This is a genomic window from Enterobacter sp. BNK-18 (genome assembly GCF_047456135.1).
Lineage (GTDB): Bacteria > Pseudomonadota > Gammaproteobacteria > Enterobacterales > Enterobacteriaceae > Enterobacter > Enterobacter ludwigii.
Genome location: NZ_CP179899.1, coordinates 2,505,430 through 2,520,677, shown reverse-complemented (window position 1 = coordinate 2,520,677; position 15,248 = coordinate 2,505,430). Strand labels below are relative to the sequence as shown.

Sequence of the window (15,248 nt, the reverse complement as noted above, 5' to 3'; positions counted from 1 at the left end):
AAATAATTACTCCTTGGAAATAAAAGAGTTACTTGAGTGCGTTAGTTCACACTTCTGCGAAAATCATGATGGACTTAACAAAAAAGCATAGCAGACGGGGGAGGCATTGCTTTCTGAGACGGGTAACATGGCTGTTATAAATTGATAACAATTTTTATTCTGCAATGGTGAGAGTTTGGCAGCCTTCAAAGTTTATGTGGCTGCCTGCGGCGATACTAGGCGGCACACCAGGGTGTGCTTCAGGATCGCAAACGTCACCCTTTTGACCGATACGTGAAAGGAAAAATAAGATGGATGATCAGTTAAAACAGAGTGCTCTCGATTTCCACGAGTTCCCTGTCCCAGGTAAAATTCAGGTCTCCCCGACAAAACCGCTGGTGACTCAGCGCGATCTGGCGCTGGCCTACTCGCCCGGCGTCGCGGCGCCGTGCCTCGAAATCGAAAAAGATCCGCTGGCAGCCTATAAATACACCGCGCGTGGCAACCTGGTCGCCGTGATCTCTAACGGGACGGCGGTGCTGGGATTAGGCAATATTGGTGCGCTGGCCGGTAAGCCCGTGATGGAAGGCAAGGGCGTTCTGTTCAAGAAATTTGCCGGTATTGACGTGTTTGATATCGAAGTGGATGAGCTCGATCCTGATAAATTCATCAATGTGGTTGCCGCGCTGGAACCAACCTTCGGTGGGATCAACCTCGAAGACATCAAAGCGCCGGAATGTTTCTATATCGAGCAGAAACTGCGCGAGCGTATGAACATTCCCGTGTTCCATGATGACCAGCACGGTACCGCGATTATCAGCACCGCGGCCATTCTGAACGGTCTGCGTGTGGTTGAGAAAAACCTCTCTGACGTCCGTATGGTGGTCTCCGGCGCAGGCGCGGCGGCAATCGCCTGTATGAACCTGCTGGTGGCGCTGGGTATGCAGAAGCACAACATTGTGGTCTGCGACTCCAAAGGCGTTATTTACAAGGACCGTGAGCCGAACATGGCGGAAACCAAAGCGGCCTACGCGGTAGAAGACGACGGTAAACGCACGCTGGAGGACGTGATTGACGGCGCGGATATCTTCCTTGGCTGTTCAGGCCCGAAAGTGCTGACCCAGGAGATGGTGAAGAAAATGGCGCGTGCGCCAATGATTCTGGCGCTGGCAAACCCGGAACCGGAAATTCTGCCGCCGCTGGCAAAAGCCGTGCGTGAAGATGCCATTATCTGTACCGGTCGTTCCGATTACCCGAACCAGGTGAACAACGTTCTCTGCTTCCCGTTCATCTTCCGCGGGGCGCTGGACGTGGGCGCGACGGCGATCAACGAAGAGATGAAGCTCGCGGCCGTTCATGCCATTGCGGAACTGGCGCATGCCGAGCAGAGCGAAGTGGTCGCCTCGGCGTATGGTGACCAGGATCTGAGCTTTGGCCCGGACTACATCATTCCAAAACCATTCGACCCGCGTCTGATTGTCAAAATCGCCCCGGCGGTTGCTAAGGCGGCAATGGACTCCGGCGTGGCGACGCGCCCCATCAAAGATTTCGATGCTTACGTCGATAAGCTCACCGAGTTTGTCTACAAAACCAACCTGTTTATGAAGCCCATTTTCTCCCAGGCGCGTGCCGACGCGAAACGCGTGGTGCTGGCGGAAGGGGAAGAGGCGCGCGTTCTGCATGCCACGCAGGAGCTGATCACCTTAGGTCTGGCGAAGCCAATCCTGATCGGTCGTCCGAGCGTTATCGAGATGCGTATCCAGAAGCTGGGGCTGCAGATCAAAGCGGGTGTGGATTTTGAGATCGTTAATAACGAATCCGATCCGCGCTTTAAAGAGTACTGGAACGAATACTACGCGATCATGAAACGTCGCGGGATCACCCAGGAGCAGGCGCAAAAGGCCGTGATCAGCAACACGACGGTGATCGGGGCGATCATGGTCCACCGCGGTGAAGCGGATGCGTTGATCTGCGGCACGATCGGTGATTACCACGAGCACTTCAGCGTGGTGCAGGAGATCTTCGGCTATCGCGAAGGGGTCCACACCGCCGGGGCGATGAACGCGCTGCTGCTGCCAAGCGGCAACACCTTTATTGCCGACACCTACGTTAACGACGATCCGAGCCCGGAAGAGCTGGCGGAGATCACCGTGATGGCGGCAGAAACCGTGCGTCGCTTTGGTATTGAACCGAAGGTAGCGCTGCTGTCGCACTCCAACTTCGGTTCGTCGAAATCAGCGGCGGCGTGCAAAATGCGCCAGACGCTGGAGCTGGTTCGCCAGCGTGCGCCGGAACTGATGATTGACGGCGAGATGCACGGTGATGCTGCGCTGGTGGAGAGCATTCGTAACGAACGCATGCCGGACAGCCCGCTGAAAGGTTCTGCAAACGTGTTGATTATGCCGAACGTGGAAGCGGCCCGCATCAGTTACAACCTGCTGCGTGTCTCCAGCTCTGAAGGGGTCACCGTAGGACCGGTACTGATGGGCGTGGCGAAGCCAGTGCACGTGTTGACGCCGATTGCTTCGGTGCGTCGTATCGTGAATATGGTGGCACTGGCGGTGGTTGAAGCGCAGACGCAGCCGCTGTAAGCGCTGCGCCTGCCGGTATTACACCCAGTCCCGAATCGTAATAAAGTCTTTCAGGGCAGCCTCCGGGCTGCCTTCTTTTGGTTCGTAGCTGTACTCCCAGCGAACCAGCGGCGGCATCGACATCAAAATGGACTCCGTGCGCCCGCCGGTCTGCAGGCCAAACAGCGTACCGCGATCCCATACCAGGTTGAACTCTACGTAGCGCCCACGGCGGTAAAGCTGGAACTCGCGCTCGCGCACGCCGTAGTCGGTATCTTTACGCCGCGCCACGATCGGCAGATAGGCCTCGGTATACCCTTCACCTACCGCCCGCATAAAGCTGAATGCGGTATCAAAATCTGGCGTGTTGAGATCGTCAAAGAACAGCCCGCCAATGCCGCGCTGCTCATCGCGGTGCTTCAGATAAAAATAGTCATCGCACCATTTTTTAAATTTCGGGTAGATGTCGTCCCCAAACGGCTGACAGAGATCGCGTGCGGTGGTGTGCCAGTGCACGGCATCTTCTTCAAACCCGTAGTAGGGCGTTAAGTCAAAACCGCCGCCAAACCACCAGACCGGATCGGCCCCGGGTTTTTCAGCAATGAAAAAGCGCACGTTGGCATGGCTGGTCGGCACATACGGGTTGTGCGGATGAACCACCAGCGATACGCCCATTGCTTCGAAGCTGCGGCCTGCCAGTTCTGGTCGATGAGCCGTGGCGGAAGCGGGCATCGCGTCTCCGTGGACGTGGGAAAAATTGACGCCAGCCTGCTCAAAGATGCCACCGTTACGCAGCACGCGGCTGCGTCCGCCGCCACCGGCTTCGCGCTGCCAGCTATCTTCCTGAAATTCACCGCCATCTGCGGCGGCCAGTTTCTGGCAAATCTCATCCTGCAGCTGCAGCAGGAATGTTTTTACCAGCTGTGCATTGGGTTTCATCAACGTTTCCTGGAGTGCGCTTTCTGGTTATCGAACCAGTTGAAGTAACTGATTATGCCTGAGGCGATGGCGTTGGCGATCTTCTGGCGAAACGCGGTGGTGCCGAGCAGGCGCTCTTCCTCCGGGTTGGTGATGAACGACGTCTCCACCAGTACGGACGGAATTGATGGCGACTTAAGCACCACGAACGCCGCCTGTTCGGTGCTCCTGCTGTGCAAGCGATGCACCGGTTTAATCTTCTTCAGAATATGCGAGCCGAGCGTCAGGCTGTTTTTAATGGTGTCCGTCTGAACGAGGTCAAACAGCACCTGCTGTAACAGATGATCTTTGTCGGTGGCTTTTTTCCCCGCAACCTCATCCGCCCGGTTTTCACGATCGGAGAGATATTTCGCCATGGCGCTACTCGCCCCACGGTTGGAGAGGGCGAACACCGAAGCCCCCGCCGCCGACGGGTTGGTAAAACCGTCCGCGTGAATCGACATAAACAGATCGGCACCGTGCTGGTGGGCGATCTCTACGCGGTCGTACAGCGGAATAAACGTGTCGCCAGAACGCGTCAGGCGGGCGTCAATGCCATTGCTGCGTAAAATTGCGCGCACATTTTTTGCAATCGCTAACACGACATGCTTTTCTTTCGCACCGTTTTTACCAATAGCGCCGGTATCAATTCCGCCGTGACCGGGGTCCAGCATGACCAGACGCTTCGCGCCCGGCTTTTTCGATTTCGGTTTACTGTGTCCGTTACTGGTTTTGAGCGTGCTCTCTTCTTTAGCCTGAGCCTGCTGTGCGATGCCCGTTAACGTTAAGGCCGCCAGCCCCGCTTTGAGAACCTGACGACGCGATGTGAGTGCTTTTAATGGTTTGAATGTGCTCATGCGGCCTGAATTGTAAAAATTGGGGTCCTGGTGTTATATCGTATCGTGATTAGCGTTACGACAGTCCTTATTGAGAATTGTTTTACTTTTCATTTCAATACGTGACAAAGTGACATTATGCCAAATTTTGGCGAGTTTTTCCCCGGTTATTGGCTAAACGCGATGTTCACGCCATAATCACTGTTTTTAAACCCGAAAAGGCGGTTAATACCATGGAGATACGCGTTTTTCGCCAGGAAGATTTCGAAGAGGTGATCACCCTTTGGGAGCGCTGCGATCTGCTGCGTCCGTGGAACGATCCGGAAATGGATATTGAACGTAAGCTGAATCACGACGTCAGTCTGTTTCTGGTGGCAGAAGTCAACGGCGAGGTGGTGGGAACAGTGATGGGCGGGTACGACGGCCATCGCGGCTCGGCCTATTATCTGGGCGTGCACCCGGAATTTCGTGCGCGCGGCATCGCCAATGCGCTGCTCAATCGGCTGGAAAAGAAACTGATTGCCCGCGGCTGCCCGAAGATTCAGATCATGGTGCGGGAAGATAACGACGTGGTGCTGGGCATGTATGAACGCCTGGGTTATGAACACGCGGACGTACTGAGCTTAGGTAAGCGCCTGATAGAAGATGAAGAGTACTGAGATCCATCCGGCAGATTATGATGCGCAAGGGCGTGTCAGGCTGCCCTTTTTGTTCTGGTGCGTTCTGCTGCTGCAGGCCCGTACCTGGGTGCTGTTTGTGATGGCCGCCGCGTCGCGCGGGCAGGGCGATACGCTTCTGACGCTCTTCTATCCCGATCACGATGCCTTCTGGCTCGGCTTGCTGCCGGGCGTGCCGGCGGTGGTGGCGTTTTTATGCAGCGGGCGACGGCATACGATCCCGTGCCTGTGGGGTGAGCTTCGCTGGCTGCTGATCCTTGCTCAGCTTGCGCTGCTCGTCTGGCAACCGGTGCTCTGGTGGAGCGGTGAACCGCTTACGGGGATCGGTATTGCGCTGGTCGTGGCGGATATCGTGGCGCTGCTGTGGCTGCTGACGAATCCCCGCCTTCGCGCCTGTTTTACGCATCAGGAAGATTAACCTGGCACTTTTTGCCGATACCGCACTCCAACAAGCGTTGATTTAACACGTAAGGACGTTTCAATGAAATCGCTGCGTTTACTTTTATGCGCTCTCCCGCTGGCGTTAACCGGCTGTTCAACGCTCTCATCAATTAACTGGTCTGCGGCCTATCCGTGGAACTGGTTTGGCTCTTCAACGGAAGTGACCGAGCAGGGCGTGGGTAAAATTACCGCCGCGACGGCACTGGATCAGGACGCCCTTCAGGATGCACTGGGTGGCGGTTATCGCCTGCGCAGCGGCATGAAAACAGAAAACGGCAATATCGTGCGTTATTTCGAAGCGCTGAAGGGTGACACGCTGGCGCTGGTGATTAACGGTGATAAAGGCACGGTAAACCGCATTGCTGTGATGGACGACGACATCCCAACCGAAAGCGGTGTGAAAGTGGGAACCCCGTTTAGCGAACTCTATAAACAGGCCTTCGGCAACTGCACCAGTGCCCCGTCTGACGACGGCGTGGCGGTGGAATGTAAAGCGCAGGGCAGCCAGCACATCAGCTATCTCTTCACCGGTACCTGGAGTGGTCCGGAAGGTTTAATGCCGTCTGACGACACGCTGAAAAGCTGGAAAGTGAGCAAAATTATCTGGAAGCAGTAATTTGCGCCTGGACAAACCGTCTCGCTGAAATACGGGTATAATAGCCGCCATCAATGCCACGCTGACGTGGCATCTTTATTTCAGGAGGAGCGATGTCTCAGGTTCAGAGTGGCATTTTGCCAGAACATTGCCGCGCGGCGATTTGGATTGAAGCCAATGTTAAAGGGGATGTGGATGCCCTGCGTGCGGCCAGTAAAGCGTTCGTTGATAAGCTGGCCACCTTCCAGGCCAAATTCCCGGACGCCCACTTGGGCGCGGTCGTTGCCTTTGGTCATAACGTCTGGCGTCAACTGAGCGGTGGCGAAGGCGCCGAAGAGCTGAAGGATTTTATCCCTTACGGTAAAGGCCTGGCACCCGCAACGCAGTTCGACGTGCTGATCCACATTCTCTCGCTGCGTCATGATGTGAACTTCTCCGTTGCCCAGGCGGCGGTTGCGGCTTTTGGTGACAGCATTGACGTTCAGGAAGAGATCCACGGTTTCCGTTGGGTGGAAGAACGCGACCTGAGCGGCTTCGTTGACGGAACTGAAAACCCGGCGGGTGAAGAGACGCGTCGTGAAGTGGCAGTGATCAAAGACGGCGTCGACGCGGGCGGCAGCTATGTGTTCGTCCAGCGCTGGGAGCACAACCTCAAGCAGCTGAACCGCATGAGCGTGCATGACCAGGAGATGATGATTGGCCGTACGAAAGAGGCCAACGAAGAGATCGACGGCGATGCCCGTCCTGTCACCTCTCACCTGAGCCGCGTTGACCTCAAGGAAGACGGGAAAGGTCTGAAGATTGTTCGCCAGAGCCTGCCATACGGCACAGCAAGCGGTATCCACGGTCTTTACTTCTGTGCGTACTGCGCGCGCCTGCATAACATCGAACAGCAGCTGCTGAGCATGTTTGGCGATACCGACGGCAAGCGCGACGCCATGCTGCGCTTCACCAAACCGGTGACCGGCGGCTACTACTTCGCCCCGTCCGTCGAGCGTCTGCTGGCGCTGTAAGTGCTGTCCACCCTCTCCCGCACGGAGAGGGCTGGGGTGCGGACCACGACGGGCTGCACCCTTATTCTCTTTTCTGCTTGTAAATCACCAAACGGTATATAAAACCGTTACTCCTTTCGTCCTCGTTATAAATATTATGACTATAAGATAGTCATCACATTTATAAGGGTGCGCAATGGCCGTTACTGTACTGAAAAAAGGATCGCTGGCACTGGCAGGTTTGCTGCTGGTGGCACAGGCGCAGGCTACTGAGCTGCTGAACAGTTCGTATGATGTTTCCCGCGAGCTGTTTGCCGCCCTTAACCCACCGTTTGAACAGCAGTGGGCGAAAGACAACAACGGCGACAAGCTGACCATTAAACAGTCACACGCAGGGTCGTCCAAGCAGGCGCTGGCCATTCTCCAGGGGCTGAAAGCGGATGTGGTGACCTATAACCAGGTCACTGACGTGCAGATCCTGCACGACAAAGGCAAGCTGATCGCCGCTGACTGGCAGAGTCGTTTGCCGAACAACAGCTCGCCGTTCTATTCCACCATGGGTTTCCTGGTGCGTAAGGGCAACCCGAAAAATATCCACGACTGGAATGACCTGGTGCGTTCCGACGTGAAGCTGATTTTCCCGAATCCAAAAACCTCCGGTAACGCGCGCTATACCTATCTGGCAGCGTGGGGCGCGGCGGATAAAGCTGACGGTAACGATAAAGCGAAAACCGAGCAGTTCATGACCCAGTTCCTGAAAAACGTCGAGGTGTTTGATACCGGCGGTCGCGGCGCGACCACGACCTTTGCAGAGCGCGGCCTGGGCGATGTGCTGATCAGCTTTGAGTCGGAAGTGAATAATATCCGCAAACAGTACGAGGCGCAGGGTTTCGAGGTCGTTGTCCCGAAAACCAATATCCTCGCCGAGTTCCCGGTAGCGTGGGTAGATAAAAACGTGCAGTCCAACGGCACAGAGAAAGCGGCAAAAGCTTACCTCAACTACCTGTACAGCCCACAGGCGCAGACGATCATTACCGATTACTACTACCGCGTGAATAACCCGGATGTGATGAACAAACTGAAGGATAAATTCCCGCAGACCGAGTTGTTCCGCGTGGAAGACCATTTCGGCTCCTGGCCTGATGTCATGAAAACGCATTTTGCCAGCGGCGGTGAGTTAGACAAATTGCTGGCGGCGGGGCGTAAGTAATGTTTGCAGTCTCTACCAGACGTGTGCTGCCGGGCTTTACCTTAAGCCTCGGGACCAGCCTGCTGTTCGTCTGCCTGATCTTATTGTTGCCGCTCAGCGCGCTGGTGATGCAGCTTGCGCAAATGAGCTGGGCGCAGTACTGGGAAGTGATAACCAACCCGCAGGTCGTCGCAGCCTATAAGGTGACGCTGCTGTCGGCGTTTGTGGCGTCCATTTTTAACGGGGCCTTTGGCCTGCTGATGGCGTGGATCTTAACCCGCTACCGTTTCCCGGGCCGTACGCTGCTCGACGCGTTAATGGACCTGCCGTTTGCGCTGCCGACGGCGGTGGCGGGCTTAACCCTTGCCTCGCTCTTTTCCGTGAACGGGTTTTACGGTGAGTGGCTGGCGAAGCTTGATATCAAAGTGACCTATACCTGGCTCGGTATCGCGGTCGCGATGGCGTTTACCAGTATTCCTTTTGTTGTACGCACCGTGCAGCCAGTGCTCGAAGAATTAGGCCCTGAATACGAAGAAGCGGCGGAAACGCTGGGTGCCACGCGCTGGCAGAGCTTCCGCAAGGTCGTCCTGCCTGAGCTTTCTCCGGCGCTGCTGGCCGGTATCGCGCTGTCGTTTACCCGTAGCCTCGGTGAGTTCGGCGCGGTTATTTTCATTGCCGGGAACATTGCGTGGAAAACCGAAGTCACCTCGCTGATGATTTTTATCCGCTTGCAGGAGTTTGATTACCCGGCGGCGAGCGCGATTGCCTCGGTCATTCTTGCCGCATCGCTGCTGCTGCTCTACTCAATTAACACTCTGCAAAGTCGCTTTGGTCGACGCGTGGTAGGTCACTGATGGCGGAAGTTACTCAATTGAAGCGATACGATGCTCCCCGTATCAACTGGGGAAAATGGTTTCTGATTGGTACGGGCGTGCTGGTGTCCGCCTTCATTCTCGTCGTGCCGACGATTTATATTTTTGTTCAGGCGTTCAGCAAGGGGTTGATGCCCGCGCTGGAAAACCTGGCGAACCCGGATATGCTGCACGCCATCTGGCTGACCGTACTGATTGCGCTTATCACGGTGCCGGTCAACCTGGTGTTCGGTACGCTGCTGGCCTGGCTGGTGACGCGCTTTAACTTCCCGGGACGTCAGCTGCTGCTGACCCTGCTGGATATCCCGTTTGCCGTGTCGCCGGTAGTGGCCGGTCTGGTTTATCTGCTCTTCTACGGCTCTAACGGCCCGCTGGGTGGCTGGCTGGATGAGCATAACCTGCAGGTCATGTTTGCCTGGCCGGGCATGGTGCTGGTCACGGTGTTTGTAACCTGTCCATTTGTGGTGCGCGAACTGGTCCCGGTGATGTTAAGCCAGGGCAGCAACGAAGACGAAGCGGCAATTCTGCTGGGCGCATCCGGCTGGCAGATGTTCCGCCGCGTGACGCTGCCGAATATTCGCTGGGCGCTGCTCTACGGCGTCGTGCTGACCAATGCCCGCGCCATAGGCGAGTTCGGTGCAGTTTCGGTCGTCTCGGGCTCTATTCGCGGCGAAACGCTGTCGTTACCGTTACAGATTGAATTACTGGAACAGGACTACAACACCGTCGGTTCCTTTACTGCCGCAGCGTTACTGACGCTGATGGCGATTTTGACCCTGTTTTTGAAGAGTGTGGTGCAGTGGCGTTTAGAGAATCAGGAAAAACGTCAGCACCAGGAGGGAAATCATGAGCATTGAGATTGCCAATATTAAGAAGTCTTTTGGTCGCACCCAGGTGCTGAATGATATCTCGCTGGATATCCCTTCCGGACAAATGGTGGCACTGCTCGGGCCGTCTGGCTCGGGTAAAACCACGCTGCTGCGCATTATCGCCGGGCTTGAGCATCAGACCAGCGGACATATTCGTTTTCACGGTACCGACGTAAGCCGTTTGCACGCCCGCGACCGAAAAGTGGGCTTTGTGTTCCAGCATTACGCGCTGTTCCGCCATATGACCGTGTTCGATAACATCGCTTTCGGTCTGACCGTCCTGCCTCGCCGCGAGCGTCCGGATGCGGCCACCATCAAAGCGAAAGTGACCAAACTGCTGGAGATGGTACAGCTTGCGCATCTGGCTGACCGCTTCCCGGCGCAGCTTTCCGGCGGCCAGAAGCAGCGCGTCGCGCTGGCGCGGGCCCTGGCCGTTGAGCCGCAAATTCTGCTGCTGGATGAGCCGTTTGGCGCGCTGGATGCGCAGGTGCGTAAAGAGTTACGCCGCTGGCTGCGTCAGCTGCATGAAGAGCTGAAATTCACCAGCGTCTTCGTCACCCACGATCAGGAAGAGGCGATGGAAGTCGCAGACCGCGTGGTGGTGATGAGTCAGGGGAACATCGAGCAGGTTGATGAGCCAGAGCAGCTCTGGCGTGAACCGGCGACCCGATTTGTCCTCGAGTTTATGGGCGAAGTTAACCGGCTGCAGGGCACCATCCGCGGTGGGCAATTCCACGTGGGCGCACACCGCTGGCCGCTGGGATACACCTCCGCACATCAGGGGCCGGTCGATCTGTTCCTGCGTCCCTGGGAAGTGGACGTGAGCCGCCGGACGAGTCTGGATTCACCGCTGCCGGTGCAGGTGCTGGAAGCTAGCCCTAAAGGGCACTACACCCAATTGGTGGTACAACCGCTGGGCTGGTATACCGAGCCGCTGACGGTGGTGATGCGTGATGACGAGCCGCCGTACCGGGGCGAACGCCTGTTTGTTGGGCTGCAGCATGCCCGTATTTATCATGGCAATGAGCGCATAGAGACGCGCGAGGATATTGCTCTGGCGGAGTCAGCCTGATAGGTTAATGACACGTAGTTTGACCGGAGGCGCTGCGCTTAGCCGGTCTGGAATATGATCTCCGTATGCCCGGAGCGCTGCGCGCCACCGGGCTTTTTATTGGACAGCGATCTTGAACACATTAGAACACACCATCGGCAACACCCCTCTGGTCAAACTTCAGCGCATGGGGCCGGACAACGGCAGCGAAATCTGGGTCAAACTCGAAGGCAATAACCCTGCCGGTTCGGTGAAGGACCGGGCTGCGCTCTCCATGATTGTGCAGGCCGAAAAACGCGGTGAAATTCAGCCCGGCGACGTGCTGATTGAAGCCACCAGCGGTAACACCGGTATTGCGCTGGCGATGATTGCCGCGTTGAAAGGCTATCGCATGACGTTGCTGATGCCCGATAACATGAGCCAGGAGCGCCGTGCGGCGATGCGTGCCTATGGTGCCGAACTGATTCTGGTCTCTAAAGAAGAAGGGATGGAAGGGGCGCGCGACCTGGCGCTAGCCATGGCCGAACGCGGTGAAGGCAAACTGCTCGATCAGTTTAATAACCCGGATAACCCGTACGCTCACTACACCACTACCGGTCCGGAAATCTGGCAGCAGACCAACGGGCGCATCACTCACTTCGTCTCCAGCATGGGCACGACAGGGACCATTACCGGCGTATCCCGTTTTCTGCGCGAGCAGGAAAAGGCGGTAACGATTGTGGGTCTGCAGCCGGAAGAGGGGAGCAGCATACCGGGTATTCGCCGCTGGCCGGCGGAATACATGCCGGGCATTTATAACGCCCAGCTGGTGGATCAGGTGCTGGATATTCATCAACGCGAGGCGGAGAATACGATGCGTGAACTGGCCGTGCGTGAAGGTATCTTCTGCGGGGTCAGCTCGGGTGGCGCGGTAGCGGGAGCATTGCGTGTTGCGCAGGCACATCCCGGGGCTGTCGTGGTGGCGATTATCTGCGACCGCGGCGATCGCTATCTTTCTACCGGCGTCTTTGGTGAAGAGAGTTATACGCAGGGGGCGGGGATTTAAGCGTCATGGAGATGATTTTATTCCGGGATAACACCCGGGCGCAGCAAACCGATATTGTCGCGGTACAGTCGCAGGTGGTTTACGGCAGCGTGGGGAACAGCATTGCGGTGCCGAATATTCGTACCCACCGGCTGACCGTCACCGCCGTGCCGACCGTGCTGTTCAGCAACACGCCGCACTACGATACCTTTTACGGTGGCGTGATCCCCGATGAGTGGTTCAGCGGGTATCTTAAGGCGCTGGAAGAGCGCGAGATCCTGCGCGAGCTTAAAGCCGTTACCACGGGCTACATGGGCAGCGCCAGCCAGATAAAATGCCTGGCGCAGTGGCTCACCGCGATCAAAGCGCAGCATCCTGACCTGCTGGTGTTGGTTGACCCCGTTATTGGCGATATTGACAGTGGGATGTATGTGAAACCTGATATCCCTGAAGCGTATCGGGAGTACCTGCTGCCACTGGCGCAGGGGATCACGCCTAACGTCTTTGAGCTGGAAGTGCTAAGCGGTAAACCGTGTCGTACGCCTGAAAGTGCCATAGCGGCAGCGCAGGGGTTACTTTCCGACACGCTGAAATGGGTGGCCATCACCAGTGCGCCGGTGGCGGACGATCCGGAGAATATTCACGTGGTGCTGGTTACCCGAGACGGTGTGACCGTCAGTGCGCATCCGCGTGTTGAAACGGACCTGAAAGGCACGGGCGACCTCTTCTGTTCAGAGCTGGTGAGCGGGATCGTTGAGGGCAAAACCGTTGCCGATGCGATTCGCATGGCAGGAGACCGCGTCACAGATGTGATGATTTATACGCAGTCGAAAGGCTACGACGAGCTTATCCTGCCCGCATAAACAAAAATGGCGCCCGAAGGCGCCATTTTTCTGTGCGGCAAGAATTACTTCTTGATGCGGATAACCGGGGTTTCACCCACGGTGACGCTGCCAGACAGTTTGATCAGTTCTTTGATTTCGTCCATGTTGGAGATAACAACCGGCGTCAGGGTAGACTTGGCTTTTTCTTCCAGCAGTGGCAGATCGAATTCAATGACCGGGTCGCCAACTTTAACACGCTGGCCTTCTTCCGCGATACGTTTGAAGCCTTCGCCTTTCAGTTCAACGGTGTCGATACCGAAGTGAACGAACAGTTCGATACCGCTATCAGATTCGATAGAGAACGCATGGTTGGTTTCAAAAATTTTACCGATGGTGCCGTCAACTGGAGCAACCATTTTGTTGCCAGTTGGTTTGATAGCAATGCCATCACCAACGATTTTCTCAGCAAACACTACATCCGGCACGTCTTCGATGTTGACGATCTCGCCGGAGAGCGGAGCAACAATCTCAATAGTTCCGGAGTCTTTCTTATCATCAGAAACCAGAGATTTCAGTTTATCGAACAAACCCATGATCTTCTCCTAAGCAGTAATTTGGGCCGCATCTCGTGGATTAGCAGATTGTTTTTTCTTCAATGAACTTGTTAACCAGCGTCATTAACTCGTCCGTTGTCGGTTGAGCAAGAGCCTGCTCTGCTAACACCTTCGCATCTTCGAAGTTCGTGTTACGGATAATCTTCTTAATGCGCGGGATGGAAATGGCGCTCATAGAGAATTCGTCCAGACCCATACCCAGCAACAGAAGTGTAGCACGTTCGTCGCCTGCAAGCTCACCACACATGCCAGTCCATTTACCTTCTGCATGAGAAGCATCAATAACTTGCTTGATCAAGTTCAGTACGGACGGTGACATTGGCTGGTAGAGATGTGAAATCATATCATTACCACGGTCAACTGCCAGGGTGTACTGCGTTAAATCATTGGTACCGATACTAAAGAAATCAACTTCTTTGGCTAAATGACGCGCAATGGTCGCCGCCGCAGGTGTTTCCACCATCACGCCGATCTCAATTGACTCGTCAAATGCTTTACCTTCGTCGCGCAGTTCCTGTTTGTAGATTTCGATCTCTTTCTTCAGTGCACGCACTTCTTCAACAGAGATGATCATCGGGAACATGATGCGCAGTTTACCGAAAGCAGACGCACGCAGGATAGCGCGAACCTGATCGCGCAGGATCTCTTTACGATCCATCGCGATACGAATCGCACGCCAGCCCAGGAACGGGTTCTCTTCTTTCGGGAAGTTCATGTACGGCAGCTCTTTGTCGCCACCGATATCCATGGTACGGACGATAACCGCCTGAGAGCCACACGCTTCAGCCACAGCTTTGTACGCAGCAAACTGTTCTTCTTCAGTTGGCAGCGCGTCACGGTCCATGAACAGGAATTCAGTACGATAGAGACCCACACCTTCCGCGCCGTTGCGCTCAGCGCCATCGACGTCACGTACGGTACCGATGTTTGCGCACACTTCAACCTGATGACCGTCCAGAGTGATGGCTGGCAGGTCTTTCAGCTTAGCGAGTTCCGCTTTTTCAGTCGCAACTTGCTCCTGAACCGCGCGCAGTTTTTCGATCTCTTCGTTAGTTGGGTTGACGTAAACCACGTTGTTTACGGCATCCAGAATCAGATAATCGTCGTTTTTAACCTGAGAGGTGACGCTACCGGTACCCACAATGGCAGGCAGTTCCAGAGAACGCGCCATGATAGAGGTGTGGGAGGTACGGCCGCCCGCGTCAGTGATGAAACCGAGGACCTTTTTCAGGTTCAACTGTGCGGTTTCAGACGGGGTCAGATCGGCGGCAACCAGGATGACTTCATCCTGAATAGCGCTCAGGTCGATAATGGCCAGACCCAGGATGTTGCGCAGCAGGCGCTTACCGATGTCACGTACGTCAGCCGCACGCTCTTTCAGGTATTCATCATCCAGTTCTTCCAGGGCAGTTGCCTGACCTTCGATAACTTCATGCGCAGCAGCGTCTGCCGTCATGCTTTTATCTTTAATCAGGGCTATGATTTCCTGCTCCAGCTCCTCATCTTCGAGCAGCATGATGTGCCCTTCGAAGATGGCTTCTTTTTCTTCACCGAAAGTTTCGCCAGCTTTAGTCTTGATTGCTTCCAGTTGCGCAGATGCCTTGGCACGACCGCTCAGAAAACGTTCAACTTCCTGATCAACCTTGTCGGCAGAAATTTTTTTCCGGTCGATGACGATCTCGTCTTCTTTCAGCAGCAGTGCTTTGCCGAAAGCGATACCCGGGGATGCTAAAATGCCTGAAATCATAACCCTACCTT

The 15,248-nt window shown here is 55.6% G+C and carries 15 protein-coding genes; 11 read left to right on the top strand and 4 right to left on the bottom strand.

Annotated features, from left to right (window positions below):
• The first annotated feature begins 290 nt into the window (after window positions 1-290).
• Window positions 291-2,570: an NADP-dependent oxaloacetate-decarboxylating malate dehydrogenase gene (gene maeB / locus ACMGG3_RS12155; protein WP_414149204.1), complete on the top strand. Its 2,280-nt coding sequence runs from the start codon at window positions 291-293 to the stop codon at window positions 2,568-2,570.
• 18 nt (window positions 2,571-2,588) lie between these two features.
• Here maeB and hemF read toward each other — a convergent pair whose 3' ends face one another.
• Window positions 2,589-3,488, bottom strand: coding sequence for an oxygen-dependent coproporphyrinogen oxidase (gene hemF / locus ACMGG3_RS12150; protein WP_414149203.1), 900 nt, complete (start codon window positions 3,486-3,488; stop codon window positions 2,589-2,591).
• Window positions 3,488-4,363, bottom strand: coding sequence for an N-acetylmuramoyl-L-alanine amidase AmiA (gene amiA, locus ACMGG3_RS12145; protein ID WP_014171098.1), 876 nt, complete (start codon window positions 4,361-4,363; stop codon window positions 3,488-3,490). The genes hemF and amiA overlap by 1 nt, the downstream gene beginning before the upstream one ends.
• Before the next feature lie 212 nt (window positions 4,364-4,575).
• On the opposite strand from amiA, the gene ACMGG3_RS12140 reads away from it, so the two are divergent.
• From ACMGG3_RS12140 to pdxK, 10 genes are all read left to right on the top strand, one after another.
• A complete protein-coding gene (locus ACMGG3_RS12140) occupies window positions 4,576-5,001 on the top strand; it encodes a GNAT family acetyltransferase (RefSeq protein ID WP_020883079.1) in 426 nt (141 codons plus the stop codon).
• Window positions 4,988-5,437: a DUF2919 domain-containing protein gene (locus ACMGG3_RS12135; RefSeq protein WP_044858159.1), complete on the top strand. Its 450-nt coding sequence runs from the start codon at window positions 4,988-4,990 to the stop codon at window positions 5,435-5,437. Before ACMGG3_RS12140 ends, ACMGG3_RS12135 begins: the two co-directional genes overlap by 14 nt.
• Window positions 5,438-5,500: 63 nt before the next feature.
• Window positions 5,501-6,076 (top strand): RpoE-regulated lipoprotein, encoded by a 576-nt coding sequence (locus ACMGG3_RS12130; protein ID WP_020883081.1) that lies wholly within the window; start codon window positions 5,501-5,503, stop codon window positions 6,074-6,076.
• Between the two features lie 92 nt (window positions 6,077-6,168).
• Complete coding sequence (locus ACMGG3_RS12125; RefSeq protein ID WP_020883082.1) at window positions 6,169-7,068, top strand: Dyp-type peroxidase; 900 nt, start codon at window positions 6,169-6,171, stop codon at window positions 7,066-7,068.
• Between the two features lie 175 nt (window positions 7,069-7,243).
• On the top strand, window positions 7,244-8,257 hold the full coding sequence (locus tag ACMGG3_RS12120) for a sulfate ABC transporter substrate-binding protein (protein ID WP_414149202.1): 1,014 nt from the start codon (window positions 7,244-7,246) through the stop codon (window positions 8,255-8,257).
• Window positions 8,257-9,090 (top strand): sulfate/thiosulfate ABC transporter permease CysT, encoded by an 834-nt coding sequence (gene cysT / locus ACMGG3_RS12115; RefSeq protein WP_020883084.1) that lies wholly within the window; start codon window positions 8,257-8,259, stop codon window positions 9,088-9,090. Before ACMGG3_RS12120 ends, cysT begins: the two co-directional genes overlap by 1 nt.
• Window positions 9,090-9,965, top strand: a complete 876-nt coding sequence (gene cysW / locus ACMGG3_RS12110; protein WP_020883085.1) for a sulfate/thiosulfate ABC transporter permease CysW — start codon at window positions 9,090-9,092, stop codon at window positions 9,963-9,965. Before cysT ends, cysW begins: the two co-directional genes overlap by 1 nt.
• Entirely contained in the window at window positions 9,955-11,049 is a 1,095-nt protein-coding gene (cysA, locus tag ACMGG3_RS12105) for a sulfate/thiosulfate ABC transporter ATP-binding protein CysA (RefSeq protein WP_014171090.1), read from the top strand. The genes cysW and cysA overlap by 11 nt, the downstream gene beginning before the upstream one ends.
• A 112-nt stretch (window positions 11,050-11,161) precedes the next feature.
• Window positions 11,162-12,073 carry a cysteine synthase CysM gene (gene cysM, locus ACMGG3_RS12100; RefSeq protein WP_014171089.1) on the top strand — a complete coding sequence of 304 codons (912 nt, stop codon included), beginning with the start codon at window positions 11,162-11,164 and terminating at the stop codon, window positions 12,071-12,073.
• Between the two features lie 5 nt (window positions 12,074-12,078).
• The gene (gene pdxK / locus ACMGG3_RS12095; protein WP_014171088.1) at window positions 12,079-12,915 is read left to right on the top strand and encodes a pyridoxine/pyridoxal/pyridoxamine kinase; all 837 of its coding nucleotides are present in this window, start codon (window positions 12,079-12,081) and stop codon (window positions 12,913-12,915) included.
• 44 nt (window positions 12,916-12,959) lie between these two features.
• Here the strand turns inward: pdxK and crr are convergent, their stop codons facing one another.
• Entirely contained in the window at window positions 12,960-13,469 is a 510-nt protein-coding gene (gene crr / locus ACMGG3_RS12090) for a PTS glucose transporter subunit IIA (RefSeq protein WP_003861316.1), read from the bottom strand.
• Window positions 13,470-13,509: 40 nt separating this feature from the next.
• On the bottom strand, window positions 13,510-15,237 hold the full coding sequence (ptsI, locus tag ACMGG3_RS12085) for a phosphoenolpyruvate-protein phosphotransferase PtsI (protein ID WP_014171087.1): 1,728 nt from the start codon (window positions 15,235-15,237) through the stop codon (window positions 13,510-13,512).
• Window positions 15,238-15,248: the final 11 nt, after the last annotated feature.